22 protein-coding genes, 1 tRNA gene, 1 other RNA gene and 1 other annotated feature are annotated in these 24,903 nt (G+C 61.7%); of the genes, 16 read left to right on the top strand and 8 right to left on the bottom strand.

Features of this window, described 5'->3' with window-relative positions; all coding sequences use genetic code 11:
• Window positions 1–69: 69 nt before the first annotated feature.
• Complete coding sequence (orn, locus tag P8192_RS06950; RefSeq protein WP_278159571.1) at window positions 70–708, top strand: oligoribonuclease; 639 nt, start codon at window positions 70–72, stop codon at window positions 706–708.
• 117 nt (window positions 709–825) lie between these two features.
• A tRNA-His gene (locus P8192_RS06945) sits at window positions 826–901 on the top strand.
• Between the two features lie 53 nt (window positions 902–954).
• Here P8192_RS06945 and P8192_RS06940 read toward each other — a convergent pair.
• Window positions 955–1,104, bottom strand: coding sequence for a hypothetical protein (locus P8192_RS06940; RefSeq protein ID WP_278159569.1), 150 nt, complete (start codon window positions 1,102–1,104; stop codon window positions 955–957).
• A 98-nt stretch (window positions 1,105–1,202) separates the two neighbouring features.
• On the opposite strand from P8192_RS06940, the gene P8192_RS06935 reads away from it, so the two are divergent.
• The 8 genes from P8192_RS06935 (at window position 1,203) to P8192_RS06905 (ending at window position 10,781) form a co-directional block, all read left to right on the top strand.
• Window positions 1,203–1,514 (top strand): transposase, encoded by a 312-nt coding sequence (locus P8192_RS06935; RefSeq protein WP_278159567.1) that lies wholly within the window; start codon window positions 1,203–1,205, stop codon window positions 1,512–1,514.
• Window positions 1,475–1,591 (top strand) — a sequence feature (AL1L pseudoknot). Its footprint overlaps the gene before it by 40 nt.
• Window positions 1,511–2,281, top strand: coding sequence for an IS3 family transposase (locus P8192_RS06930; protein ID WP_278159565.1), 771 nt, complete (start codon window positions 1,511–1,513; stop codon window positions 2,279–2,281). It overlaps the preceding feature by 81 nt. Before P8192_RS06935 ends, P8192_RS06930 begins: the two co-directional genes overlap by 4 nt.
• Before the next feature lie 200 nt (window positions 2,282–2,481).
• Window positions 2,482–3,552: an IS110 family transposase gene (locus tag P8192_RS06925; protein ID WP_278159563.1), complete on the top strand. Its 1,071-nt coding sequence runs from the start codon at window positions 2,482–2,484 to the stop codon at window positions 3,550–3,552.
• A gap of 13 nt (window positions 3,553–3,565) precedes the next feature.
• Window positions 3,566–3,781 (top strand): integrase core domain-containing protein, encoded by a 216-nt coding sequence (locus P8192_RS14530; protein WP_431521169.1) that lies wholly within the window; start codon window positions 3,566–3,568, stop codon window positions 3,779–3,781.
• 382 nt (window positions 3,782–4,163) lie between these two features.
• Complete coding sequence (locus P8192_RS06920) at window positions 4,164–4,970, top strand: hypothetical protein (protein WP_278159562.1); 807 nt, start codon at window positions 4,164–4,166, stop codon at window positions 4,968–4,970.
• Between the two features lie 51 nt (window positions 4,971–5,021).
• Window positions 5,022–6,362 (top strand): SMODS domain-containing nucleotidyltransferase, encoded by a 1,341-nt coding sequence (locus P8192_RS06915; RefSeq protein ID WP_278159560.1) that lies wholly within the window; start codon window positions 5,022–5,024, stop codon window positions 6,360–6,362.
• Window positions 6,346–7,278 (top strand): hypothetical protein, encoded by a 933-nt coding sequence (locus P8192_RS06910; protein ID WP_278159559.1) that lies wholly within the window; start codon window positions 6,346–6,348, stop codon window positions 7,276–7,278. Before P8192_RS06915 ends, P8192_RS06910 begins: the two co-directional genes overlap by 17 nt.
• Window positions 7,263–10,781: a DEAD/DEAH box helicase gene (locus P8192_RS06905; RefSeq protein WP_278159558.1), complete on the top strand. Its 3,519-nt coding sequence runs from the start codon at window positions 7,263–7,265 to the stop codon at window positions 10,779–10,781. The genes P8192_RS06910 and P8192_RS06905 overlap by 16 nt, the downstream gene beginning before the upstream one ends.
• An 824-nt stretch (window positions 10,782–11,605) precedes the next feature.
• Here P8192_RS06905 and P8192_RS06900 read toward each other — a convergent pair.
• A complete protein-coding gene (locus P8192_RS06900) occupies window positions 11,606–11,977 on the bottom strand; it encodes a DUF1801 domain-containing protein (protein WP_278159556.1) in 372 nt (123 codons plus the stop codon).
• 228 nt (window positions 11,978–12,205) lie between these two features.
• Between P8192_RS06900 and P8192_RS06895 the strand changes: the two genes are divergently transcribed.
• Window positions 12,206–12,394, top strand: coding sequence for a hypothetical protein (locus P8192_RS06895; RefSeq protein WP_270105412.1), 189 nt, complete (start codon window positions 12,206–12,208; stop codon window positions 12,392–12,394).
• A 43-nt stretch (window positions 12,395–12,437) separates the two neighbouring features.
• On the opposite strand, the gene P8192_RS06890 is transcribed toward P8192_RS06895, so the two are convergent.
• The 3 genes from P8192_RS06890 to P8192_RS06880 all read right to left on the bottom strand — a co-directional run bounded on the left by P8192_RS06890 (window position 12,438) and on the right by P8192_RS06880 (window position 17,682).
• Window positions 12,438–13,997, bottom strand: coding sequence for an alanine/glycine:cation symporter family protein (locus P8192_RS06890; protein ID WP_278159553.1), 1,560 nt, complete (start codon window positions 13,995–13,997; stop codon window positions 12,438–12,440).
• Between the two features lie 164 nt (window positions 13,998–14,161).
• A complete protein-coding gene (locus P8192_RS06885) occupies window positions 14,162–16,300 on the bottom strand; it encodes a transglycosylase domain-containing protein (RefSeq protein WP_278159552.1) in 2,139 nt (712 codons plus the stop codon).
• Window positions 16,301–16,428: 128 nt separating this feature from the next.
• A complete protein-coding gene (locus tag P8192_RS06880) occupies window positions 16,429–17,682 on the bottom strand; it encodes a multidrug effflux MFS transporter (RefSeq protein ID WP_278159550.1) in 1,254 nt (417 codons plus the stop codon).
• Window positions 17,683–17,811: 129 nt separating this feature from the next.
• On the opposite strand from P8192_RS06880, the gene P8192_RS06875 reads away from it, so the two are divergent.
• The gene (locus tag P8192_RS06875; RefSeq protein ID WP_278159548.1) at window positions 17,812–18,126 is read left to right on the top strand and encodes an antibiotic biosynthesis monooxygenase family protein; all 315 of its coding nucleotides are present in this window, start codon (window positions 17,812–17,814) and stop codon (window positions 18,124–18,126) included.
• Between the two features lie 92 nt (window positions 18,127–18,218).
• A complete protein-coding gene (gene def, locus P8192_RS06870) occupies window positions 18,219–18,863 on the top strand; it encodes a peptide deformylase (protein WP_278159547.1) in 645 nt (214 codons plus the stop codon).
• Between the two features lie 105 nt (window positions 18,864–18,968).
• Here def and P8192_RS06865 read toward each other — a convergent pair whose 3' ends face one another.
• A complete protein-coding gene (locus P8192_RS06865) occupies window positions 18,969–20,420 on the bottom strand; it encodes a glyceraldehyde-3-phosphate dehydrogenase (RefSeq protein ID WP_278159546.1) in 1,452 nt (483 codons plus the stop codon).
• Between the two features lie 170 nt (window positions 20,421–20,590).
• Here P8192_RS06865 and P8192_RS06860 point away from each other — a divergent pair, with 170 nt between their 5' ends.
• Both P8192_RS06860 and P8192_RS06855 read left to right on the top strand, forming a co-directional pair.
• Window positions 20,591–20,968, top strand: coding sequence for a hypothetical protein (locus tag P8192_RS06860; protein WP_270105417.1), 378 nt, complete (start codon window positions 20,591–20,593; stop codon window positions 20,966–20,968).
• The gene (locus tag P8192_RS06855) at window positions 20,965–22,737 is read left to right on the top strand and encodes a heparinase II/III domain-containing protein (protein ID WP_278159543.1); all 1,773 of its coding nucleotides are present in this window, start codon (window positions 20,965–20,967) and stop codon (window positions 22,735–22,737) included. The genes P8192_RS06860 and P8192_RS06855 overlap by 4 nt, the downstream gene beginning before the upstream one ends.
• Before the next feature lie 6 nt (window positions 22,738–22,743).
• On the opposite strand, the gene rnpB is transcribed toward P8192_RS06855, so the two are convergent.
• Window positions 22,744–23,119, bottom strand: an RNA gene (gene rnpB / locus P8192_RS06850) — RNase P RNA component class A.
• A gap of 54 nt (window positions 23,120–23,173) precedes the next feature.
• Here rnpB and P8192_RS06845 point away from each other — a divergent pair.
• Window positions 23,174–23,980 (top strand): YaaA family protein, encoded by an 807-nt coding sequence (locus P8192_RS06845; RefSeq protein ID WP_278159542.1) that lies wholly within the window; start codon window positions 23,174–23,176, stop codon window positions 23,978–23,980.
• Here the strand turns inward: P8192_RS06845 and P8192_RS06840 are convergent.
• Window positions 23,977–24,900: a reverse transcriptase-like protein gene (locus tag P8192_RS06840; RefSeq protein ID WP_278159540.1), complete on the bottom strand. Its 924-nt coding sequence runs from the start codon at window positions 24,898–24,900 to the stop codon at window positions 23,977–23,979. The genes P8192_RS06845 and P8192_RS06840 overlap by 4 nt on opposite strands.
• Between the last annotated feature and the right edge of the window lie 3 nt (window positions 24,901–24,903).

Raw genomic sequence — 24,903 nt, 5'->3', positions numbered from 1 at the left:
GCACACCGTCTACCCTGGAAGCAGAACCGTATTCGCCCCCACTCCATGATGAGCAGGAGATACCCACACATGACATCATCCGCTGTTGAGCCCCGTCCAACGAACCCCGACGAGAACCTCGTCTGGGTTGATTGTGAGATGACCGGCCTGTATCCGGAGGTCGATGCACTGGTGGAAGTCGCGGTGTTGATCACCGACGCCGAGCTCAATGTTCTCGACGAGGGTATAGACATCGTGATCAAGCCCCCGCAGGCTGCGGTGGATCAGATGGTGGACTTTGTGCGCACCATGCACACCAACTCCGGGCTGATCGAGGAATGGGAACAGGGACTGAGCATCGAGGATGCCACCCAGCAGGTACTCGACTACATCAAGAAGCACTGCCCAAACCCGCGCACCGCGCTACTGTCGGGCAACACGATCGGTCAGGACAAGCTGTTCCTCAGCAAGGAGATGCCTGAAGTCATCGAGCACCTGCATTATCGCGTTGTGGATGTCTCCACCATCAAGGAACTCGCCCGGCGGTGGTACCCGGCAGCCAAGCGCCACTCCCCCGAAAAGACCGGCAATCACCGTGCCCTGGGTGACATCATCGACTCAATCAATGAATTGCGCTACTTCCGGGCAACGATCCTGGTCGATGCTCCCGGCCCCACAAATTCTGAGGCACAGCGCATTCGCGAAAGCCTGGATTTCTACACCCAGTGAAACACCAATTCCGCGGATTGGTTCGTTCTTCAGAATCCGTGTATATTGGTATCCGCTGTCAAAGCGGCGAGACACCGAGAACCACCGTAAGGTGAGAACCGGGGATCGTCTCGCATGGTGGGTATAGCTCAGCTGGTAGAGCGTCTGGTTGTGGTCCAGAAGGTCGCGGGTTCAAGCCCCGTTACTCACCCCATGTGATGTCTCAGTACATCGGAAACACCCCGAACCCATGGTTCGGGGTGTTTTCTATTGCTTCTGGTAACGGCGTGTGGGGTCCAGAGTGAGGTCGCGGATGACTTCTCCGGTGGTCTTGTCCACGATCGTGATGTGGCGGTCTTTGATGATGAGGACGACGCGCGTTCGGGCGTGGGTTCGGCCGACGCCGATGGAGTACATGCGGGAGTCGTAGCGGAGGCTGACTTTGCCGGTTCTGTCGATCCTGAATCGCCCCGGGGATAATGGAGGCAGGGAGATTGGAAGAAGGAGTTTCTCTCATGCCAGTGAAGTACACCGACGAGCTCAGGGCTCGTGCAGTAGAGCTCGTCATTCACGCTCAGGCCGATCCCGCGACTGCCAACGGCTCGATTACTCGGGTCGCGAAAGAGCTCGGGGTGAGTAAGGAGACCTTGCGCGTGTGGGTGCGGAAGCACAAGGAATCCGGCAGGATCACACCGTCGGAGTCTGTGGATTTGGAATCGGAGAACCGACGCTTACGGGCGGAGCTGGCCGAAGCCAGGCGAGCGAACGAGATCCTGCGCAGAGCATCGGCTTTCTTCGCGGCGGAGCTCGACCGCCCATCAAGGTGATCGTCGACTTCATCGACGAGAATCGTGACGAGTTCGGAGTCGAGCCGATCGTGCGGGTCCTGCGCGGGACTGCTGCACGGATCGCTGTGAGCTCGTACTACGCGTACAAACTGCGCCGGCCCTCGGCTCGGGCTATTCGGGACTGCGATCTCATGGTCGTCATCCGGGACATCTACGAAGCGAACTACTCCTGCTATGGAGTGCGCAAGATGTGGAAAGCGATCAACCGTGATCACGCCGACCGGTTCGGGCCGGTGGCCCGCTACACGGTCGAGCGTTTGATGCGCCAACTGGGCATCGATGGGGTGCGGCGCAAACGCAAACGTCCCAAGACGGCATCGACCAGAGCCGAGGAGTGCCCGGAGGACCTCGTCGAGCGGGAGTTCACCGCGCCTGCACCGAACTGCTTATCGGTGGCCGATATCACCTATGTGCCGACGCGCTCGGGGTGGGTGTACACGACGTTCATCCTCGATGTGTTCCATCGCGAGATCGTCGGCTGGCAGGTGACGAACAATATGCGTGAATCCCTGGCCCGGGACGCGCTCACGATGGCTCTGGCGGCGAAGTACCGGGCCGGGCACGATGTATCCGGGCTCGTTCACCACTCGGATCGCGGAGTCCAGTTCCGCTCGATTCGCTATGGCGAGACGCTGGCTGAGTCTGCGATCGTGGCATCAGTGGGTTCGCGGGGCGATTCCTTCGATTGTCAGTCTGTTTCTGCCGGGTTCCGCGAGAATCGGGTAGTCCCGGCCGGCGCGGTTTGACCCTTGCTTATGATTGGCCCGCATGGTGCCTTTGCGTTGATCTGTCGACCGTCCGGCCGGGGCTGCATCAAGCGCTGCCGCCGGTCGGGCGTGACCTAATAGGAGCCTGGAGCATACTTTCGACAGCGTCCCCGTGACAGTCCTGTCCACCCGCCGACGACAGCGTGAAACCCACGATAACGGGCGAAGGAGACAGCATCATGGACGATGTTGAGCAGTTCAGATCAGGGCACATCGTAATCGGCATCGACACCCACAAACACATCCACGTCGCAGCAGTCATGGACTCTGTCGGCGGGATCCTCGCGACTCTCACGATCGCGACCGACACCGCCGGGTTCAAACAACTCCTTGAGTGGGCTGCGGGATTCGGGGAGATCATCGCGTTCGGCATCGAGGGCACCGGCTCCTACGGGGCCGCGCTCACGTCTTTCGTCCGCCGTCACGGGCACAAGGTCATCAAGGTCTCCCGTCCTGATCGGCGGCTGCGGAGACTGAACGGGAAGTCCGACACCCTCGACGCAGAGAACGCTGCCAGGGCAGTGCTCGCCGGGTTCGCGACCGCGATCCCCAAAACCGCGGACGGCGTCGTTGAGATGATTCGACAGCTGAAAGTCGCGCACGATACCGCGGTGAAGGACCGCACCGGCGCGATGGTTACCCTCAAAGCGATGCTCGTCCACTCTTCTGAGGACCTTCGCCGGGAGACGGCGAAGAAAACGCAGAAGATGGTCGCGAGGCACTGCGCCGCGCTCCGTCCGCGGGGTTTGGAGACGCCAGAAGATGCGAACCGTTACGCGCTCAGATCGATCACGAAGCGCTGGATCGCACTAAGCGAAGAAACCAAGGAACTCGAAGCACAGATCGAGCAGCTCGTGCTCCAACGCGCGCCGCACCTGCTTGACGAATTCGGGATTGGCGTCGATACCGCCGCGGAGATCCTCATCGTCGCCGGTGACAATCCCGAACGAATCCGAAGCGAGGCCGCGTTCGCGAAGCTCGCCGGAATCAGCCCTGTTCCGACCGGTTCAGGAATGACCAGTGGGAAGCATCGCATCAACCATGGCGGACATCGGCAACTCAACGCGGCGATCTACCGGACCGTGATTGTCAGGATGAGATTCCACGAGCCCACGATCGCCTACGTCGCCCGTCGCACCGCCGAGGGCAAGAGCAAACGCGACATCATCCGCTGTCTGAAACGCTACGTGATCCGCGAGGTCTACCACCTCGTCAAGACCGACCCGCGAACCGGCGAAATCATGAGTTGACAACTATAGGAGCATCAACGCGCTGGCCGAGGCCCTGAACTCGGAGTACAAGGCCGAACTGATCGACCGGCGGGAATGGTCGGGAGTGATCGAAGTGATGGCCGAGACGTCGAAGTGGGTGGCTTGGTACAACCACGTCCGACTGCATTCGGCGCTGCACTACCGGCCGCCGATCGAGGCGCATTCTGATTGGATCAAACAGCAGACCACTACAGGCGTGGCCGCATAGGAAACCAAGAAAAGAAGCCTCTACCAAACCCAGGGCTTGACAAACGCGGTTGAAGATGATCTAGGTCAACCGCGTAAGCCCTGTCCACTCGCCCCAACGACCGCCACCATGCCCAGGCCGTACAGTGCTGAACCGCTCACGCGCACCGGCGTGCCACAGGACGAGCGTCACCGCCGAGCGATATCATACGCAGTATGAACTCGTAGCGGCTGCCACGCTTGGACGGCCGACGTTGGAGTCGGTCGGAAGGACATCTAGTGGCCAGATCGCACACAGCGCGACTGCGAGGATGCGCGCTCCTCGTAGTCGGCACAAACCGGCCGACTGCACGGCTGGTTTCACGGCATATAGTCTTTGGCGGACGCAGTCGAGGAGACTCCTTGTGATTCGTCTAGCTATCTACGTGGCCGGGCTACTAATTTCCGTGGGCGTGATGCTCAGTTCCGATACAGACAGCCCATGGTTCGCTATCTCAAGCGGCTTGGCGATCGGCTTTGTCATACCTCTGATCGATGCCGTCATCGTGCATTTCAGCTTCCTAAGGATCGCTTGGTACTCGATCCGAACTTGGCGAAGTCGAGTTAGGATATCCGCTTCGTACCTTTATCGAATTCAGGTAGACAATGATTATCTACTTGTAAAAGGAAAGCGATTCGATCAGTATCAACCAGTCGGTGGCGTTTACAAGGCCTACCCCTCATCGTCGGGGAGACGCAACGATATGGGCATCCTGGACGACAGGCTACTGGAACCCGACGAAGTCAGCGAAGGGGACTTGCGGGTACGCGTTCCTGGAAGAAACCTAGTCTCTTTTGTGCGTTGGTTCGAGACAGGCCGCGGACGTGAGACCGATGGTTGGCGCGAGTTCTACGAAGAACTAGTCGCTACCGGCATCCTGCGCGAAAGCAATTTTCGATTCATTAAGTACGACCGAATTCAACGCCGTTATCAACCATTGAGATACAGCGAATCGGCCGAAAGTCAAGAGTTGCTGATCGCCGACATCTTCGAACTCATCCCGACCCCTGATCAACTCGTTGAGCTTCGTGAACTTAAGAATTCCACCGAATCTCGCATTCTCTGGGCCTCCGAAAAGCAAATACGGCGACTCGGCGCAGCAGATGACTCCCCCAGTCAGACCACACGGATAGCGCAGACGGCGGTGTGGACAATTGACACCTCGATCTGATGCCTTAGCGACGGGCCTGATAATGCAGACTTCACCCGAGGGAGGAACCCAGTGAGTCAATCTAGTGACTTCAAGAATTTTCTCAACGACAAAGTCAATCTAAACCAGAATAGATTGAACCTTCTCTCTCAACATGTATCTGCGATTGAGAATTTCCTGACAAAGGATGAAGTCTTTTCCGTATATGTATCAGAGGTTGTTCCACAAGGCTCCTTCGCGCATGGAACGATCATCAAGCCTGTTGGAAATAAGGAGTTCGACGCGGACATTCTAGTGCCGTTGGCTGCAGTCGATGGCTGGGCGGCCTGCGACTACGTCCAGAAGCTTTACGAAGCGTTCGGTCGCAGTGCGACTTACAAGACGATGCGGTCACGCAAGAAGCGCTGCGTAACGATCAACTATACGGGTGACTTCCATATCGATGTCGTTCCGTTTGTGACCAAGTACGGCGCGACGTACGTAACCAACAGGAAGACTGATCAGTTCGAGCTTGCCGCTCCGGATGAGTTCACAGAGTGGTTAGAAGGCAAGAACCGAATCACTAATGGCAACCTGGTGAAGGTTGTCCGTATCTTGAAGTATCTACGCGACCACAAGACGCGTTACACCGTCCCGTCAGTCACCCTAACGGCAGCCCTGGCTCACCATGTCAGCGACAGCACGAAACTGGTAACCCCAGATGCTTACAAGAACGTTGCCAACACACTTCGCACACTGGCTGATGAGCTTTCTCGTCAGATCGCAGCGCACCCCTCGGACCCCCCATACATCGCCGACGCTGGTACAGGGCAAAATCTGGCTGACCGCTGGCAGAGTGACAACTATCAGACCTTCCGGGCGAGGTTCACCTCCTATGCCCAGAAGATCGGTGAAGCGTGCGATGAGTCTGATTACGATGAAGCCGTAAAGGTCTGGCGTGATCTTTTCGGTCCTAACTTCGGCACCGTCAGCGAATCAGCCAGTCTCACCGCTAGCGCATCCACGAAGCCACTTGTACCGGACACCGAGCGATTCCTGGATCGTGATTTCAATATCTCAGAATCTCTGAACTCGTCATATCGTTTCAAGACAGTCGGGTACATGGTGCCACGGAAGGGATTCCGTGACGGCCCATTGCCAAGGCGAGGTGATCGCGTTGGCAAACACCGCTCGTTGAAGTTCAAGATCGAAGGATCAAACATCCCCAGGCCTTATGAAGTGTATTGGAAGATTCGTAACAATGGAGAGGAAGCCAAGGAGGCGCACTCTCTCCGGGGAGACATCCATAAAGACGATGGTTCGCAGAGTTGGACAGAGCGAACCTTGTATATCGGACACCATTATGTTGAAGCAATGGTTGTCAAAGACGGTGTGTGCGTCGCAAAGAGCCGCCAAGATGTCATTGTCATCTGAACAGAACCCTGTTGAGATGGCGGGGACAGGGTCAACGGGACTTACACCCGCGCAGGCGGAGGCGTTCGCTCACGCCAACAACCGTCTGACAATCCACGACTATCTTCCAAGAACATTTCACGACGGGTCCGCCGCCGCAGGCAAGTGTGAGTGGAGTTCACACGTCGCTATCGATCTCACCGCCGATGAGTCCGGCGCGCTCGCTTGGGTTCTGACTGACACGATTATGAGGGCTCGCTTCGGTCCCGCTACTCACCTGCATGACACATGGCAGCAGCACACTTTAGCGGGCACCAAGATACCGCCACCACACGACCGCGTGATCGCGTCGTTCATCGAGCCAGTATTCGGGCTACCCAACGTCAAGAAGAGTGACGACCACCTACACGGCCATGTTGGCGAGTGGTTCTGGCACCTGCTGACGAAGGACAATCCCGCCGTCCGAGTTCAACTCGACCCGAAAGGTGACGTTACTGACGCCGGAGGAGACGGGTTCTCGATCTACGAGATGAGTACTGGCGAGCTTCGGTTTCGACTTTGGGAGAGCAAGAAGAACACAGGTAAGGGGTCGCTGTCCGTGAGCCTGAATAAGGCTTACAAACAGCTTGCTGAGGATGGCCAACGATACGTCGCCAAGATCGTTGGCACCTTCGAACAGGTCTCGAACGACACTTCCGACGAAGTGTTGGCTTTGGTCACCGAGCTCCCCGCCGCATGGGTTCAAGGAGACGAACTTGTCGGCGCTGGTGTGATGCTCGCGACGCACCAGTCGTTACCCACAACGCCATTCAACAAGATGGCGAGTAAGTTGCCTCTGCTCAACAAGCCGGGCCAGCTGCGCGGCCTGGCCACCAGCATCAGCTGCTATATCGAGATCGCGACGATGGTGCGGAGGTATGCGTGGACCGCGCTCTAGCCGCAGAGCACGTCACCGGCGCGTTCGGCGAACTGCGCCTTAGCGAGCTGCCCTCAGTCGACGAGTTGACCACCCTCATCGCCGAACTCGAGATCGAACTTGTCCGGGGATTGACCGAGACGGGCTTCCGCGCTGACATCTCACCGTTGCGACGTTCTGCTTGGTATCTACATGGGATCGCTTCGACCGCCGACATTTCTCGGTACCCAACCGAACAGCGCCGCCGCGCCTTCGCCGTCAGCGCCCACGTCCTTGACCTTCTCTTGGAGGACTCCACAGAGACGAGTCGAGTCCGGCTGACCACCGCATTCGCTGCACAGGTCGGATACCACCGCGCTGACGAGAGCCCGAACGCTGGTGCTGTCCATCGCAAGATGCGCGGAAGCCTGACTGAGCCGCCTGAGCTCACGGAAAGCGCGACCGTCGCACTGCACGCTGGAATTCTTTTTCTCGGCCTCGACATGACAACACTCAACCGACAACTGAGGACGTGGGCTAATGCCACTGCTTCACTAACCCGCGGCGCTCAGCTCGACAATCTTGACGGGACAATGTTCGGCCCGACGCAGCGGCTACTGCGCGGTATCGCAGACCTAGTCCGATACATGCGTGAAGGCAGCACCGACGCGCTCGAAGCTGCCCGCGGCCACTTACTGCGCGTCGTCCGCGCCGAAGTTGGTCTCAGCGACCTAGACACCCGCTGGGTCGCTGGACACCTACTGGCCTTAGCGGACGGCCTCGGTGAGCGCAGCATTTGGGCCGTGCTTCCCCCCGAGGTCCCCGCAGCAGTAAAGCAGGCGTTCACGCTCACTCGGCAACCGGTTCTGACGCTCTGGCCGCCACAGCGTGACCTCATCGCGCACCCAACGATGAGCCCGTTGAACCAAACGACATCGAGGCTCCTCGTGTCTGTGCCGACCAGTGCGGGAAAAACGCTTCTCGCGCAGTTGATCATCTGTGCGCATACAGCACAGGACGATCGAGACGTCTGCTACGTAACGCCGCTCCGCAGCCTTGGCCGAGAGATGCGCCAGGCGCTCCGGTCCCGATTGAGCTACCTAGACCGGCGCCTCGGCGCAGACCTCCCGGACGGTTTCGGTCCACACAACTTCGACGGCATCGACCTAGAGGACACAGAAGACGTCTCAGGCCAGACACCTCAGGTCGAAGTGATGACGCCCGAGCGACTCATGAACGCACTGCGGCAATCGCCGCAGGAGGTTCTGAGCCGGTTCAGCCTGTTCATCATCGACGAGGCGCACCTGATCGCTCAATCAGGGGGTCGTGGGCTGCTCCTCGAAGGACTATTGACCCTGCTCGACGCCAGCGGCGCGAGGTTGATGCTGTTCTCCGGCGTGATCGGCAACGCCGCCTCGCTCGCAGCGTGGACTGCGGACGGACAGGGAGAGGTGCTGTTTACCGACGAATGGCGAGCACCACGACGGCTGCACATCCTCACTGCCACGGACAAGATCGGGGATAGCCGAACAGTCATTCCCGGTCGCCGTGGCGCGCCAGACAAGACACGGTACGATCTACGCGCCCACCTCGCGGTCCGCCCAACACGAGCGACTGAGCGGCACCTAGTCACCAGCGACGACACCCCGATCGGTCAACTGGTCGTCGATGCAGACAACAAACGCAAGACCGGGCAAGGCAACACATCGCCCACGTACGTGACGACGGCCAAGATGTCCACGCTGCTACTTCGAGCGGGCAGCTTACTGATGGTCGTCTCCCAACGCGCCATCGCACGCAACGCAGCCAAGGTCATGGCTGCGGAGCTGGAGGACGACCCACACTCACAGGGCCTGGCTGATTCTCTAGCCGCGCGACTCGGCGCCAACCACCCTCTTATCGACTGCGTCCGCAAGGGTGTGGCCTACCACCACGCTGGGCTGCCCGTCGAGGTGCAGGAAGCTGTCGAGGACGCGATCCGCAACGAAATAATCAAGGCCGTGGTTGCGACGAGCACTCTCACCGACGGCGTCAATCTTCCCGTCAGAACGGTCGTGATTGCGACAACCGAGTACGACGGACAAGACCCCGGTCAACGCATGTCCGCCGCACAACTACTTAATGCCGTCGGCCGCGCCGGTCGCGCAGGTAAGGAGTCCGAAGGTTGGATCGTGCTCGCATTGCAGAAGGCCTTGGAAAGCACCGACTTCGACCGATTGACGCCCGCACCGAGCGACTTGGAAGTGCGTTCGAGCCTGACTGACGACACCGCCCTCGCTGCACTCGCTGAAGCAGAGGACTTGATAGCTCAGACGCAAGACGCGATCCTGCAACTACCTCCAGAACGTGCGACTGGCGGATTCGTCAACTACGTCTGGTTCATCCTCCACGCACTGGAGCATGTCCCCGACCTCAGCAATGCCCGTACGTGGCGAGACGTCGTCACACGACTGTTCGCCTTCACTCAGCTGCCCGACGATCTGAAGGCCCGGTGGCTGAGAATCGCCGAGGTAGTCGCTGACCGTTACGCGCAGACACCCCCAGCATCTCGCCGCCGTTGGGCGCAGGCTGGAACGAGCCTAGGATCAGCAACCGAGATCGAGGTCATAGCCTCGACTCTGGCCGACCAAGTGCAACTCCTCAATGGCTTCGAGGAACTGACGCTCTATGAGACTCTCGACCTTCTCGCCGAACAAGACGTATATACGAAACTGCTCCAGTTGCCTGAGCGGGGGAACTGCTGGAAATTTCGCGTGTCACCCAAAGGAGCTTTTATCGAGGTTTCCGCCCACGCGATCGTTCGTGACTGGATCGCTGGTCGTGAACTCACTGACCTCGCCGACACCCACCTAAGCGAGGTGACAGACCCAGCATTCCGACTTGAACAAATGGTCGACGCAATAAGCGAGGGAATGCAACATTATCTGTCGTGGACTGTCGGTCTCGTCATCGCTCAAGCGAACGACATCCTGCAGTCACGCTTGACCTTGGGACAGCTCTACAGAAATACCGCAGCCCACCTTCGATACGGTGTTGATACTCCCACGGCTATTGACCTGCTCATTCGGGACGTGAAATCCCGGAGCCTAGCTCGCGACATAGGCAAAATCGCACAAGACCGCGACCTGGATGAAGAGGGCCTGCGAGTTTATCTGAGCGAACAGCACATCCGCGGTTGGCGGCATAACCTCGGTGCGACGCCAACGGACATACTCGATCTGCTGCAGTACGTCCAAGGCAGAGACCGGCACAAGCTCGGCGAGATGATGGCCACTGGTTCGTCGACTGCGGAAGTGCAGTTGACAAGTCGTGGCCCGACAGTAGAGCCGGATGCTGAGTCCGTTCCTGTGACACTCGTTGCCTCCACCGACGATGGTGAGATCAAGGTCTTGGCTGACGATCGCACCCTTCTCGGCCTCGTCATCGCACGTGATCATGCTGGCGTCGCGGCAGTCCTAGACAGCGGCCTGCTGCTCGACTTCAGCTTGAAGAACACAACGGTAACGATGGAGCGTGCAGCGACAGGTCAACTACTTTTCACGTAGCCGGTCACCGCTTTGCAGTGAGTCCGCAAGAGCACTGGCTAGCTACAACGTGCGTCAAGCAGGGGCCAGTAAGATGCACAGTCCTCCCACGAAAGCAGCAGACGAGGGGTAATGACGACTCAGCTCAGGGCCCCTGCCCCCACCAGGACAGTGCGCACCGCCTTGCGCCCGACGCCTAGACGCCGGGAGATGGCGCGCATCGAGACTCCTGCGCGGAACAGACGTACTGCCTCGGCACTGTCATCGACGTCGAGCCCAAGACTGCGACGCGGTGTGTTCCGCCGTCGGAGGTGTGCGAACACCGTCGCACGATGAACTCCGTAGCCCTGGGCAAGCTCCTGGACGCTCGCTCCGGCCAGATAGTCTCCTATGAGACTGTCCACCTCCGAGGACGTGAGAAAAGTTTGAGCCGTCTCGATCCTCCTTACGATCGGACCCCGAACATCCTTCGACGGGGGTCCGCTGGTACGCCGCACGTCCCGGTAAACGCCCCGATACCAGCGGGTTGCCAGGGTTTTTGTCCGAGGGGGAAAGTTTGCGAACGTGTCACGTAGGGACCCCGAAGAGAAACATTGTCCCCGAGCAAGAAGCTCGGGGACAACGTTCTTTTCTGTTCATTCGGACGAATCTGGCATCTCAAGCGCTTCGCTTGTTGAAGCCATCACGGTCGAACTTGGGCGCAAACCTTTGTGTCCAGCATCCGTCCCCTTGAGGGCCGGGTTTCCTTGTGCCACGATTAGCTCCACGACAATAGTGGGCCCTTTCGCGACTCTGGCTGTTGGCGACAGCATGGCGCCAAGAGTCCCCTACGAACAACCACGAAATCAGGAGAACGCGGTGCGGACCAGGTCTGAGATTTTCGCCAGGGTCGCCTCATCCATGTCGTCCAGGAACCAGGCCGACGGCTTGAGTAGAGTGTCGGGCTCACGCTTAACCGTGGCCTTCTCGGAAATTCCGAAGGACATCACGCCGTCATCGAGTCGGAAGAACACCAGCACCGGGGTGCTGCGTCCCGTAGCGTAGCCCGGCATCCCGTACCAGATTCGCGGCTTCACCTTTGGCCCGGCGGACAGTATCGTCTCGTGGAGTTGAGCGCCGATCGAGGCGAAGGGTTCGGGCCATCCGGCAATCTTCTTCAGAACGGCCTGCTGATCCTTTTGATCTTTGCTCGATGAGTCTTTCGTGGTCGCGGACATCTCGTCCCGCCCTTCTCTCGCGCCGCATTCGCGGCAGGGTGTACACAACGGACCCCGGGTCTCGGGGCCGGTTGCGCAATCTCCGTCGCGGACGTGTTCTGGCCGGGGCCAGTCCCCTCCGCGAATGTGTCAGACGAGCACTTCGTCATCGACTGCGCGAGCGCACGGTAGGTGCCGTTGCCCAGCTTAGCAAAACGATGGAGGACTGGCGCGTGAGATACTGCTGGCATGGGTGAGCGCAACACCGTGGTTACGGTCTTAATCGTCATTGTCGCTGTCGTCGTAGCCTGGTGGCTGGTTGGCTTTTTGTGGAGTGCACTGTGGGCGGTGGTCCGACTCGTCTTCGTCGCTATTGTCGCGGTCGTGCTCTACGTGCTCATCAAGAGAGCACTCGATCGTTCCTCCGCGCGCGACTGACCAGGCCAGTCCACCGCCCACTCAGGTGCGGTGATGTGAGGGTTTAGTGCACTGCGGTGCCGACCCCTGACCTTCCTTCCGGTCCATCGGAGTCGTTCAGACGCTTACTCGGAGCACGGCCTGTGAGTGTACGGCTGGAGCCGATCACGTCGCCGGCTTTCCAATCTGCCCATCCGGGCCGACCAGCCATGAACTTCTCCACCTCGTCGTGCCCAGCGTTGAGTTGCGGGTCGTTCTCGAGGTAGTGCTTGGTCTCCCTTGCAACCAGCCCGGAGAGGAGGATGAGTCCGATCAGGTTCGGCAGGGCCATCAGGCCGTTAGCGATATCGGAGAAAGTCCAGACCGCGGCCAGCTCCACGGTGCAGCCAAAGTAGACGACAATCGAGAAGATGACACGGAACGGCATCACGCCGCGGCGACCGAAGAGGCGCTCCACATTGCGCTCACCGTAGTAGGACCAACCGATGATGGTGGTGGAGGCGAACAGCAGCACGCAGATGGAAACCAGCCAGAATCCAGAGGTACCCGGGAGCACAGTATTGAATGCCTCGCCGACCATCAGGGCCGGACTGATCTGGTTCCCGTCGGCGTCGGGGGTCTGCCAAACGCCGGTCACCACCAGCATGACGCCAGTGAAGCTCACCATAATGATGGTGTCGATGAAGGTCTGTGTCATCTGGACCAGGCCCTGCTGAGTCGGGTGGCTGGTCTTGGCTGCCGCCGCGGCCATCGCTGCGGATCCGAGACCGGACTCGTTGGAGAACAGTCCACGTGCCACACCCGTCTGGACGATCAGCATCACGGCGGCGCCGGCGAACCCGCCAACAGCGGATGTTCCGGTAAAGGCGTCAGTGAAGATGGTGACGAAAGCTGCCGGGATGGCGTCGAAGTGGAAGATCAGAACAATGGTCTGAGCCACTAGGTATAGCACCACCATGGCGGGGACGATACTGGCGCTCACGCGGCCGATGGATTTGATGCCGCCGACCAGCACAATCAGGGTGAACAGTGCCAACAGCACACCGGTCAGCCAGTGCGGCATCGACCATGTGTTGTTGAGGTTCTCCGCGATGGAATTGCCCTGGGTCATATTGCCAATGCCGAAGCAGGCGATGACGGCGAAGATCGCGAAGGATAAGCCGAGAATCTTCCCGAAGGGCCCCTTGATACCGCGTTCAAGGTAGTACTGCGGTCCGCCCGATTTCTCGCCCTTGGAATCGGTGGTACGGAAGCGGACGGCGAGGAAGCACTCGGCGTATTTGGTGGCCATGCCTAAGATTCCGGTGACCCACATCCAGACCAGAGCACCGGGACCACCGATCGCGATCGCGGTAGAAACACCCACAATGTTGCCGGTGCCGACGGTTGCGGCCATGGCGGTGGCCAGCGCCTGGAACTGGGAGATATCGCCGGCGTCGTCGTCGGCACCCTTGCGCTTCAACACGGCCAGTTTGAGTGCTTTTCCGAGCTTGTGGAACTGCAACCCGCGCAACCGGAAGGTCAAGTACAGACCGGTACCGACCAATAGCGGGATGAGAAAGAACATGCCCCAGATATAAGAGCTCACGTTGTCCAGGTAAGCCTGGACCTGTGGGGAAACCATGATGCCTCCGAGCGTGGAGGGGCCTCGCGGAAACGAGGACCCGGTGTCAGTGATGGTCGTCCTACTAACGGGGTCGCATACTCAGGCACAGGACATCCCAGCGTGTCTGCATCACGGCAACAGAATCTTCACCGCACCGAAATACCGTTGCCCCAGATCACGTTCTATTCGGAGCCGTCGTGGTCGAGGTCATAGCGATCGAGATCGTCGACGTCGTCGAAGTCCGATTCTTCTGGCGTGGTGAACTCCTCCGTGGGATGGTCTTCGCCCACCGCGTTCATGTAGTTGAGCCACTGCGGTGCCGCCAGAGTGGATCCCCAAAAGTCCTCGTGCGCGGTGCCGTTGATCGGTACTCCGGCCAGCGATGACAGTTCGGTGTAGCTGCCGACCCAGGATGCGGTGGCCAAGCCGGAGGTGTAGCCAATGAACCAGGTGGAGGACTCATTATTGTTGGTACCGGTCTTGCCCGCCATCGGGAACGAGGCCTCCCCTTCGGCCACACGCTCGGAAGCGATCAGCCCGAGAGTTTCATTGAGTTGGGCCACGGTGTCGGGGTCGACGGCCTCGGTGCAGTCCTCGGCAGGGACCTCGTAGTTATTTCCTGCGGCGTCGGTGACATCGCTGAGAATCCGGGGGCGGCAGTAGGTGCCGTCGGCGGCGAACGCAGCAAAAGCAGACGCTTGAGTGAGCGGGGAAACCTCTTCCGCACCCAGCACGAAGGACGGGTTGGCGGGGTTCAACGGTTCGCCGTCGTCTGCCCGGTGGATTCCGAGGTCCGTGGTCAACTCGGTGACATCACAGACATCGAGTTCGGCCAGGGTGGCCACGGTGGAGGTGTTGATCGACCAGTAGAGACCGTAGTCGACGGTCATCTCCTTGTTCATATCCTCGATGGCGTTGGAGATGTTCCACCCATCTTCGTCGGGAATCGCCACCTCTCCCCCGGGCTGGCACTGGGCGTCGAAGGTCGCGCCCTGCTCGTACTCATCGCGGGAGGCATCAACGGTGTCCGTCATGGAGTTCCCGGCGTCGATCCAGGCGGCCGCGACGAACGGCTTGAGGGTGGAGCCTGCCTGGAAACCGTTACCGCCGCCCATGTTCTGGTCCACGTTGAAGTTCAAGGTGGTGGCGCCGGCCTCATCAGCGGTGGAGTAGGTAGTGTTCTGCGCCATGGCCATGATGTTGCCGGTCCCCGGCTGCACGGTCACCAGCGAGGCGCCAGCTCCGGAGGGATCATCGGCGGGTACGGTCCTGGCAACTTCAGCGTCAGCTTCCTGTTGCAACGTGGCATCGAGTGTGGTGGTGATCTCGAGGCCGCCACGGTTCAACAGCGCCTCCCGCTCTTCGACGCTGTCCCCGAAAGCCTCGTCGCCCTGGATGGAACGGACCACGTAGTCGCACACGTACGGTCCGAAAGCGGCCGATTGGCACCCCGAGGAGCGCTGGTGGATATCAAGGTCGAGGTCCTGTGCGGATGCTTCATCACGCTCGGCTTCGGTGATGTAGTCGTTGCGGACCATGGCCTCTAATACCGCGTCCCGGCGTTCCAATGCCCCTTCCGGATTTTCCTCCGGATTGAGGCCGTTCGGGTTCTGGATCAGGCCCGCCAGCAGGGCCGATTGGGCCAGATTCAATTCGGATGCCGGGATCCCCCACAGGTATTGTGAGGCGGCTTCGACGCCGTAGTTGCGGCCGCCCAGCAGGACGATGTTGAGGTATCCGGCCAGGATCTCGTCCTTGCTCATCTCCTCTTCGAGGTCCACGGCGATGCGGGCCTCGTTGAGGCGATCGGCCACCGTGGTGGAGCCGGACATCGCGAGATCATCTTCGCCAGCCAACTGGTCGGCGTTGAGGATGAGCTGGCTGACGTACTGATGGGTGATGGTGGACGCACCCTGGGTGGTGTCGCTGGTGAGGTTAGACGCCGCAGCGCGTGCGATGCCGCGTAGGTCGGTTCCGTTGTGCTCGTAGAAGCGCTCGTCTTCAATCGCGACGACGGCGTGTTGCAGGTCCTCGGCGATCTCGTTGATCTCTACGGGTTGCCGGTTCTCCGCATAGAACGTGGCGATCTCGGTGCCGTCGGAGGCCAGGATGCGTGAAGGCACACCGATAGAGGCGTCCTCGAGTTCAGCCGGGTTCTCCTCCAGAATCTGGTTGCCGCCCTGGGCCATGGTGGCACCGGTGGAAGCCCACGGCAGGAAGAACCCGGCCACCAGCACTCCACACAGGGCACTGATACCGAAAAAGAGCGCGATCTTCCCGTAGATCGGCACGAGGCCGTGCCGTCGCTGGGACGAGGTCATGAGGTACTCCCGACGTCGAGACTTCAGGTGGCCCGTGGTGTGGTGACACAGTGGGGCGCGTTCGGCAGTGGACTGTACCGGGCGCGTCCGAGTACTTCCTGAACACGACCTGAATGTCCCGGTGTGGGTCAGGAATGGGGGCCGACCGGCGCGGGCCGCCGTCCCCCACGGGCGATCAAGGTCAACAACAGAGACACCACAACGCCAAACAAGATGCACACGACCATCGGCACCGCGGTCTCTTCCCCGCCCAGGCCCACCAGCGGGGTGGCAATACCGCCCAAAATGAACTGCGAGGCACCCATGAGTGCGGCACCTGCACCGCGAGTGGAACGGGTCGTGACGGTAAATGCCAGGGCGGAGGCATTGGACATCACCAGTCCGGCTCCACCGCTCAGGAGGAAGGCGCAGGCGATGAAGGTGGGGATGCTCAGCGTGTCGATGAATACCAGCAGCGCCATCGCGCTTCCGGCGCTCAGCGCGAGGACATTACCCAGCAGCAGCATGCGCGCCGGACCCGTGCGAGGAGCAACGCGGGCGTTGATGAGGTTGGCCATGATTAGCGCGGTGGCTCCGGCGGCGAAGGACATGCCGTACTGGATCTCGTTCATGCCCAGGATCCGTTGTCCGACGAAGGGCGATGCGGCGACATAAGACATGATGGCCACGAACACCATGGCGAAGGCGCCGACGTGGGCCACATAGAACCGCACACGGACCAGATCCCACATCGGCCGGTACATCGCCCCCAGCCCACCGGTGCGCCGATCGTGGGCGGGCACGGTTTCGGGGACGCCGACAAGAGTAACGAGGAACATCAGGGTTGCGATCACCGCGAGCACCGCCAGCACGCCGCGCCAGCCGAAGAACGTGGCGACCGCACCACCCACCAGGGGTGCGATGAGCGGCGCCACACTGACGACAGTGGAGATGAGGCTCAACGCGCGCACCGCGGTGCCGCCGGAACTCAGATCGACCGCGATGGCTCGGGCCAGCACGATCCCGGCTGCACCGGCGAAGCCCTGCACCACTCGCAGCGCCATGAACACTTCGATGTTCGGGGAAAACACCATCAGGATGGAGGTCAGGGCGAACAGCAGCATGGCGGTGAGCAACACCGGCCGGCGCCCCAGCCGGTCCGAGAGCGGCCCGTGGATCAGCTGTCCGCTGGCGATACCGGCCATAAACGCGGTGAGGGTGAGCTGTACCGACGACGCCGGAGCCCCCAGCGAGCTGGCGATATCCGTGAACGACGCCAGGTACATGTCGGTGGCGAAGGGACCCACAGCAGCGAGGAAGCCCAGCAGGGTCAGTAGTCCCGGTCCCAGGCCCCGCTGACCGGCGTCGTCGGACTTCATCCCGTGATCGGACGTCGGCGTCATGGGGTGAAGCTCTCCTCTCGCCCATCTCATCCGGTGAGATCGGCCCTGCCAAGGTGTCAGCACCCAGGATAGCCTGGGGAGGCACCACTCGCCGCCCGTACTGACACAACTCGACGAAGGAGTCACCTCATGTCCGTGGTCAAGATCAACGTCCTCACCGTTCCGGAAGGACAGGGAGCCGAGTTGGAGCGCCGCTTCGCCGCCCGCCGCAATGAAGTCAGCACGGTCACCGGTTTCGTAGGCTTCCAGCTGTTGCGCCCGGTCGAAGGTGAAGACCGCTATTACGTGGTCACCCAGTTCGACACCGAGGAGAACTACCAGGAATGGCTGGCCCACCGCCACAACGCCCAGGGTGAGTCCGGGCCCCGCCCCACCCCGATCTCCACTATGGCCACCACCATGGCGTTTGAAATCGTGGACCTGGAAGCGCTTGCCTCCGAGTAAGTCTCCCCGACCCGATACCCTTGAGCTGCCCCGCAGTCACTAGACTGTGGGGCAGCATTGTCACCACCGGCACCCACAGGAGCACCTTGACTATGGCGTATACGCCGCGCATCCGCCCCATCACCATTCACGGTGAGCCCGTCCTGCACCGCCGTGCCTCGGAGGTGGAGGAGATCGACGAGCACATCCGTGAGCTCGTGGCGGACATGCACCTCACGCAGCAGGCTGCCCGCGGTGTGGGTCTGGCCGCACCTCAAGTGGGTGTGGGACTGCGCATTTTCACCTGGGCTTACGAAGACACGGGCGAGGCGCCGAACCAGGGCGAGGTCATCAACCCGGTGCTCACGCTCTTGGGCAAGGTCTCCCAGGAGTCCCCTGACGCCGACTCCGAAACCGAGGGGTGCTTGTCCGTGCCCGGCTATGGTTTCCCTCTGAAACGCTCGGACCACGTACGGCTCCAAGGATTCACCGTCGACGGAGAGGAGATCGATTTCGAGGCGCACGGCTGGTTCGCCCGGATCATGCAGCACGAACACGATCATCTCGACGGCTACCTCTACGTCAACCGGCTCAAGGACAAGTGGGCGCGGCGCTGGAAAAAGGCGCTGCGGCGCGAGGGCTGGAATGAGGCGGGGCGGACGTGGATGCCCGGTGTGGACGCGGATCCCTTCGGACACGACGACGTCGACCACGAACACGACGACGTTGATACTGCCAACGCAGAGGAATCGAAATAGCCCACCCTGCCCATTAACTGAACGACCCGGGGTCGGCCACCTATCTGGTGGCTGGCCCCGGGGTCGTTACCGGTTCAGCTGGGCCATGTCGGCCCATGCCCGTGATTAGGCGCGTGGGAAGTGCGGAACGTCCTCGCCGGCCATCTTCTCAATGACACGGACCACTTGGCAGGAGTAGCCGTACTCGTTGTCGTACCAGACGTAGACAATGGCGTGGGTGCCGTTGTTCACGATCGTGGCCAGACCGTCCACCACGCCGGCGCGGTTGGAGCCGACAAAGTCCGAGGAGACGACCTCGGGTGAGTTGATGTAATCGATCTGGGCGCGCAGTTCACCGGTCAGCGACTCGGTGCGCAGCAGCGTGTTCAGATCCTCGGCCGTGGTGGGCTGCTCCAGTTCGAGGTTCAGGATCGCCATCGACACGTTCGGGGTAGGCACGCGGATCGCATTGCCGGAGAGCTTGCCCTTCAGCTCGGGCAGTGCCTTTGCCACGGCTTTGGCAGCACCGGTTTCGGTGAGCACCATGTTCAGACCCGCCGAACGTCCACGGCGCGAACCCTTGTGGAAGTTGTCGGTGAGGTTTTGGTCGTTGGTGTAGGCGTGCACCGTCTCCACGTGGCCGTGATCGATCCCGTAGGCGTCGTTGAGCACCTTCAGCACCGGGGTGATGCCGTTGGTGGTGCACGAAGCCGCCGAGAGAATCGAGTCGGACTCGACAATGTCACCGTCGTTGACACCGAACACGATGTTCTTGATGTCGCCCTTGCCGGGAGCGGTCAGCAGCACCTTGGAGACACCAGTGGCCTGCAGGTGCTGGTCCAGTCCTTCTTCATCGCGCCAGCGACCGGTGTTGTCCACCACGATGGCGTTGTTGATGCCGTAGGCGGTGTAGTCCACGGTGGTCGGATCCGAGGAGTAGATCACCTGGATGACGGTGCCGTTGGCGGTGATGGTGTTGTTCGCCGCATCCACGGAGAGGGTGCCGTCGAAGGGACCGTGAATGGAATCACGACGCAGCAGCGAGGCACGCTTGATCAGGTCGTCGTCGGAGTTCTTGCGCACCACGATCGCGCGCAGGCGCAGCGAGGAGCCGCCACCGGCGTGGGAGAGCAGAATGCGGGCGAGCAGACGACCGATGCGACCGAAACCGTAGAGCACAACGTCACGGGTGGAATCCACACCGGCGCCCTCGCCCCCGGCCACCTCGGCCAGCTCAGTGTTCAGGAACTCGCGTACATCGCCGCCCACTGCTTTGAACTTCTTGTTCAGCAGAGCCAAGTCGATGGAGCTGGCCCCGAGGTTCATCTCAGCCAGGGCTTCCACCAGCGGGTAGGTGTCCTCGAGCGGCAGCATCTCCTCGTCGATCTGACGGGCGAATCGGTGTGCCTTGATGATATCGATCACCGACTGGTGCACCAGCGTGCGCCCGTAGATGGAGGTCACCACGTTATGGTCGCGGTAGAGGGATCCCACCAGAGGGACCATCTTCTCCGCCAGCTCCTCGCGATGGCTCCACGCCTCGAGCTGGCCCTCAGGTGATGCAGTGTTGTCTGCCACAGGTTTTCCTCCCTGACCGGCGACTCTGCCGATCGGTTCGTCAGCTTGTTCGTCCAGTCTAAACGCCCGGACACGCCGTGACCGCATTCTCTTGAACCGGGACCTGAGCTACCGTGATCCCCAAGGAAACCTTCACGGATCTCACACACGACGACGAGGGATGATTGCCCATGTTGAATAGGTTCGCCGGGACTGGGGGCGCGATCAGCGTCGTCGCCGTCGGCTCCGCACTCGCCTTCGCCCTGGGGTCGCCACTGCTCGGACTGACACTGCTAGCCTTCTCGGTGGCGGGACTGCCGGTGCTGTTGGTCCTGGGACTGCGCCGTCAGCACACCCAACTGAGTGCAACCCTGTCGGGCGCCAGCTCCGGCGATGCCGCCCGCCTCAGCCTGCCACCCGGGGGTGAACGTGATGCCACCGCCCAGCTCCGCCTTGTCGTGGCCCAGCTCGCTGCCGAGGAAATCGCTCTGGCCACCGCTCGGGCCCGCCTGGAGGCACGCCTGGATGATCTGGAGAAGCGTCTGCCTTCGGACACCGATGCTTCATGACTTCCGCCGCTGAGCCCCACCCTGGCCTGGACCGCACCGTCGGGCAGCGCCAATCTTTCGGCAAGCACGCCGAACGGCCGGCCCACGCCGCACAGAGCACTCAGAAACTGCTGAACGGGAAGCTGAATCTGCCCCCGCACCCCGTCTGGACGGGCAATCTGCACGATTGGGCTGCGGATCCTTTCGGGGACCGGAACTGGCAATTTCAGTTCCATGCGCTGCGCTGGTTGAACCCGGTGCGCTGGCACGGACTCGACGGCGACGAGGCGGCCCGGGCGTTCTGGTGGGCGACCGTGGAATCGTGGGCCGACGCGAATATTCCCGCCGCCCAGGCACCGTCGTCGTTTGCCTGGGTCGACATGGCGGATGGGCTCCGCGCCACGGAGCTCAGTCTGGGCGTGGCCCTGGTCCCCGCGGCACAGGAGGCACGGTACCGTCAGATTCTGCAATATCACCGTGACTGGCTTGCCGATGAACAGCACCTGGTGGGCGGCAACCACGGGCTCTTCCAACATCTGGGACTGCTGCTCACGGCTTCGGTGTTGCGTGATCGCCCCGGACAGGAACTGGCCCGCGACCGGTTAGAGGCGCAGTTGCGGGAAGCGTTCGACACCCAGGGGATCAATGAGGAGGGCTCAGCTGCCTACCATCAGTCCAACCTGGTGTGGTGGACACAGGCGGTGGCCCGACTCCGTGCCGAGGGGCTCGATCTGGGCCCCGACGCCGATCACCGTTTGGAACGCGCCGGGGCCGTGCTGGCCCACCTGAGTCTGCCGTTCGGTCAGCTCCCCCAGATCGGGGATTCGGTGCGAGCCAAAGTCCGCACCGGGCTGCATCCGCACACCGATTTCGTGGCGACCCTCGGCAAATCCGGCACCCGGCCGGACCAGCGCGTGCTGCACACAGAACGCGGGCTCACCGTGCTTCGCTCCGGCTGGGGACGGCATCGGGCGCTCAACCGGGAGACACATATGGTGGTACGCCATGGTGCCGAGTTGCTGCGGCATTCGCACCAGGACCGGCTCAGCGTCCACTACGCCACCGAGGGGTTGCGCTGGCTCGTCGACGGTGGGTTCCACAGCTATCAGCACCATGATCCGGTGCGTGATTTTCTGCGTTCCCGGTCTGGGCACAACGTGCCGATGTTCCCGGACCTGCCTTATCGTTCCCCGGATGAGGTTCCCGTGGTGCGCTGCAGGTTTTCCGACGACGTCGATGAACTGCTCTTGCTCGACGACGGCCACACGGCGGCGATGCTCACGCGTCGCATCGTGTACTGCTCAGGCCCGGACTGCCTGCTGGTGATCGACCACGGGCGCTCCGCCGTGCCCACCGCGCTCATCCAACCTTGGCTGGTGGAGATCGGTGCCACCGTGGAGCAGCACCCAGACCAGAACCGGGTGGTGCTAAGTGGCACGGTGAACGCCCGGCAACCCCGGGTGCATCTGCAGTGGCTATGCCCGGTGGACCTGGACGTGCACCGCGCCGTCGAGGCGGAGAAGACCGAAGCAGGCGACCTGCGCGGCTGGATCGGCACTCGGTGGAAAACCCAGGAACCCTCCACCGTGGTGACCGCGAGCGCCTCCGGCTGGGAAACGACCCTGGCGGTGGCGATCTCCCCGGAACTCGAAGAGCCGCTCGAGATCACCCGTGAGGACACAGAGACCGCGTGCGATCAGGAATTCTCGCTGCGGCTGCGGCGCGGGGATCGTAGCTGGATACTCGCCCTGGACGTGACGGGAGCGACGCTGCAGACGCTCACGGGCTGAGGTGGGCGGGATGGAGCGGGCATACGCCGGGTTCTGTCCCGGGGAGCCGTTACCCGCTCCCCGGTGATGGCCATCCATCTAGGCGCGCCGTTGCCGACGCGCTCGAGCGACCAACCCGGATGCTCCGGCGAGCCGCCGTCAAGCACATCCTGTTCGGTCTTGCACCGGATGGGGTTTACCGATCCGATCCAGTCACCTGGACCGCTGGTGGTCTCTTACACCACCCTTTCACCCTCACCCCGTGACGGGGCGGTCTGCTTTCTGTGGCACTGTCCTGCGGGTTACCCCGAGTGGGCGTTACCCACCATCCTGCTCTGTGGTGCCCGGACGTTCCTCGTACCGTCACGACGAGCGTGCGGCACGCGGCCATCCGCCGCTCCATCCCGGGAACTAGTCTAACGCCGACGGCGCATCTTGCTGACGGTACAGTGGAATCGTGCTGATTCTTCTCCCTCCGTCCGAAGGTAAATCTGCGCCCGCCTCGGGTGCTCCGATCGATCTCGACTCCTTGCTGTTGCCGCAGCTCAGCGGAGAACGCCACACCCTGATGGGCACGCTCGAATCGGTATCCGGTACCCCCGGTGCGCTCAAGGTGCTCGGGGTGGGCGCCTCGCTCGCCGCTGAGGTAGAGGCAAATCTTCACCTCACCACGAATCCAGCAGCCCCTGCTCACCAGGTGTATACCGGTGTCCTCTACGACGCCCTGGATTATGCCAGCCTCTCCAGCGCCGCAAAGCGCCGGGCCCGGTCCTCCGTGGTCATCTTCTCTGCGCTCTTTGGTGCCACCGGAGTGGCCGACCGGATTCCCGCCTATCGGCTCTCGACGTCGGCGAAACTCCCGGCTATTGGAGGTTTGGGCGCCTGGTGGCGGCCGCGGCTGACCCCGGGGTTGAATCTGTTAGCGTCCCGGTCCGGAGTGATCGTGGACTGCCGGTCCGGCGGCTATGCGGCCCAGTGGAAGGCTCCGGCACCGAAGACCCTGGCTGTCGATGTGTTCCAGATGCGCGACGGCGAGATGAAGGTCGTCTCGCACTGGGCCAAGCACACTCGGGGTCGGGTGGCCCGCGCCCTGCTCCACGCCGATGCGCGCCGGGTGCGCACGCCCAACGCCGTCGTGGAATATCTGAACTGGGTAGGTAGCGCCGAGAACCCCGACGCCGAAGACCGCTGGAGCATCAACCATGTGCCCAGCCAGGGGTCCCGCCCGGGCGTGTTGCGGGTGGTTCTGCCCGAAGAGGCCTAGTCGGCGACGAGTTCGACCTCGAAACCGTCGGGTGACTCCAGGTAAGCGGCGTAGTGACGGCGTCCCCCGGCGTAGGGGTGACGATCCGGGAACATCAGGGTGAAGCCCCGCTGCACGGCATCCTCGGTCAGCGCGTCGACCGCTTCGCGGGGTCCGGCGTAGAAGGCAAGATGATTCATCCCTGGCCGGCGCCGCTCGTGTGCCGCCTCCGTGACGTCGGAGCCATGCTCGAGCACGATGTACTCCCCTGCCCCCTGGTAGCTGGTGCCCTCGGACCATTCGCCACTGATCTCATAGCCCAGTTCGGTCAACAGCCAACCCAGGGTGTCGCGGGCCCGGGCCAGGTCTGGCACCCAGATCTCCACGTGATGCAGTCGTCCGAGTCGGCGCGGTGGTGCTGCGGGCGCGCTGGCCGTGGTGTCCGGCGTGTTCGGCGACGACGCCACGCTGAGTGCTGAATCTGCTTCCACCCATGCGGTGCCCGCTGCCCCGGCGTCCATGGCCTCGTTGGAGAGCAGGTCGGCGTCTTTATTCTTCTCCCGAGGGATCCATTCATAGCTGACCTGATGGGCGGGCAGAACCGCGTGAGCTTCCATCGCCAACCGCTTCATATCGGCGTTCTTGATCTTCCAGCGCCCCGTCATCTGCTCGACCACCAGCTTCGAGTCCAGCCGTGCCCGGACCATGGCGTTCGGATTAAGGTCACGCGCCATGGTCAGCCCGGCAATCAGCCCCGAATATTCGGCGACGTTGTTGGAGGCTATGCCCAAAGGAGCAGCATCGATGGCCAGCAACTCGCCCGAGTCCGGATCACGAACCAGGGCTCCGTAGCCGGCCACCCCGGGGTTACCGCGGGAGCCGCCGTCGGCTTCTACGATCAGGTGCGTCGGTGCCGTGGCGGCATCGGTAGGAGGGTTCATCGG

Origin of the sequence: Citricoccus muralis (assembly GCF_029637705.1) — a bacterium.
GTDB lineage: Bacteria > Actinomycetota > Actinomycetes > Actinomycetales > Micrococcaceae > CmP2.
The sequence above is the reverse complement of the archived record's forward strand: the minus strand, read 5'-3'. Positions and strand labels throughout refer to the sequence as shown.

Excerpts from the sequence above, each read along its gene's own strand:
- orn (WP_278159571.1), top strand. The coding sequence starts at position 70 with ATGACATCATCCGCTGTTGAGCCCCGTCCAACGAACCCCGACGAGAAC.
- P8192_RS06940 (WP_278159569.1), bottom strand. The coding sequence starts at position 1,104 with ATGTACTCCATCGGCGTCGGCCGAACCCACGCCCGAACGCGCGTCGTC.
- P8192_RS06935 (WP_278159567.1), top strand. The coding sequence starts at position 1,203 with ATGCCAGTGAAGTACACCGACGAGCTCAGGGCTCGTGCAGTAGAGCTC.
- P8192_RS06925 (WP_278159563.1), top strand. The coding sequence starts at position 2,482 with ATGGACGATGTTGAGCAGTTCAGATCAGGGCACATCGTAATCGGCATC.
- P8192_RS06910 (WP_278159559.1), top strand. The coding sequence starts at position 6,346 with ATGTCATTGTCATCTGAACAGAACCCTGTTGAGATGGCGGGGACAGGG.
- P8192_RS06900 (WP_278159556.1), bottom strand. The coding sequence starts at position 11,977 with ATGTCCGCGACCACGAAAGACTCATCGAGCAAAGATCAAAAGGATCAG.
- P8192_RS06895 (WP_270105412.1), top strand. The coding sequence starts at position 12,206 with ATGGGTGAGCGCAACACCGTGGTTACGGTCTTAATCGTCATTGTCGCT.
- P8192_RS06890 (WP_278159553.1), bottom strand. The coding sequence starts at position 13,997 with ATGGTTTCCCCACAGGTCCAGGCTTACCTGGACAACGTGAGCTCTTAT.
- P8192_RS06885 (WP_278159552.1), bottom strand. The coding sequence starts at position 16,300 with ATGACCTCGTCCCAGCGACGGCACGGCCTCGTGCCGATCTACGGGAAG.
- P8192_RS06880 (WP_278159550.1), bottom strand. The coding sequence starts at position 17,682 with ATGACGCCGACGTCCGATCACGGGATGAAGTCCGACGACGCCGGTCAG.
- P8192_RS06875 (WP_278159548.1), top strand. The coding sequence starts at position 17,812 with ATGTCCGTGGTCAAGATCAACGTCCTCACCGTTCCGGAAGGACAGGGA.
- def (WP_278159547.1), top strand. The coding sequence starts at position 18,219 with ATGGCGTATACGCCGCGCATCCGCCCCATCACCATTCACGGTGAGCCC.
- P8192_RS06860 (WP_270105417.1), top strand. The coding sequence starts at position 20,591 with ATGTTGAATAGGTTCGCCGGGACTGGGGGCGCGATCAGCGTCGTCGCC.
- P8192_RS06855 (WP_278159543.1), top strand. The coding sequence starts at position 20,965 with ATGACTTCCGCCGCTGAGCCCCACCCTGGCCTGGACCGCACCGTCGGG.
- P8192_RS06840 (WP_278159540.1), bottom strand. The coding sequence starts at position 24,900 with ATGAACCCTCCTACCGATGCCGCCACGGCACCGACGCACCTGATCGTA.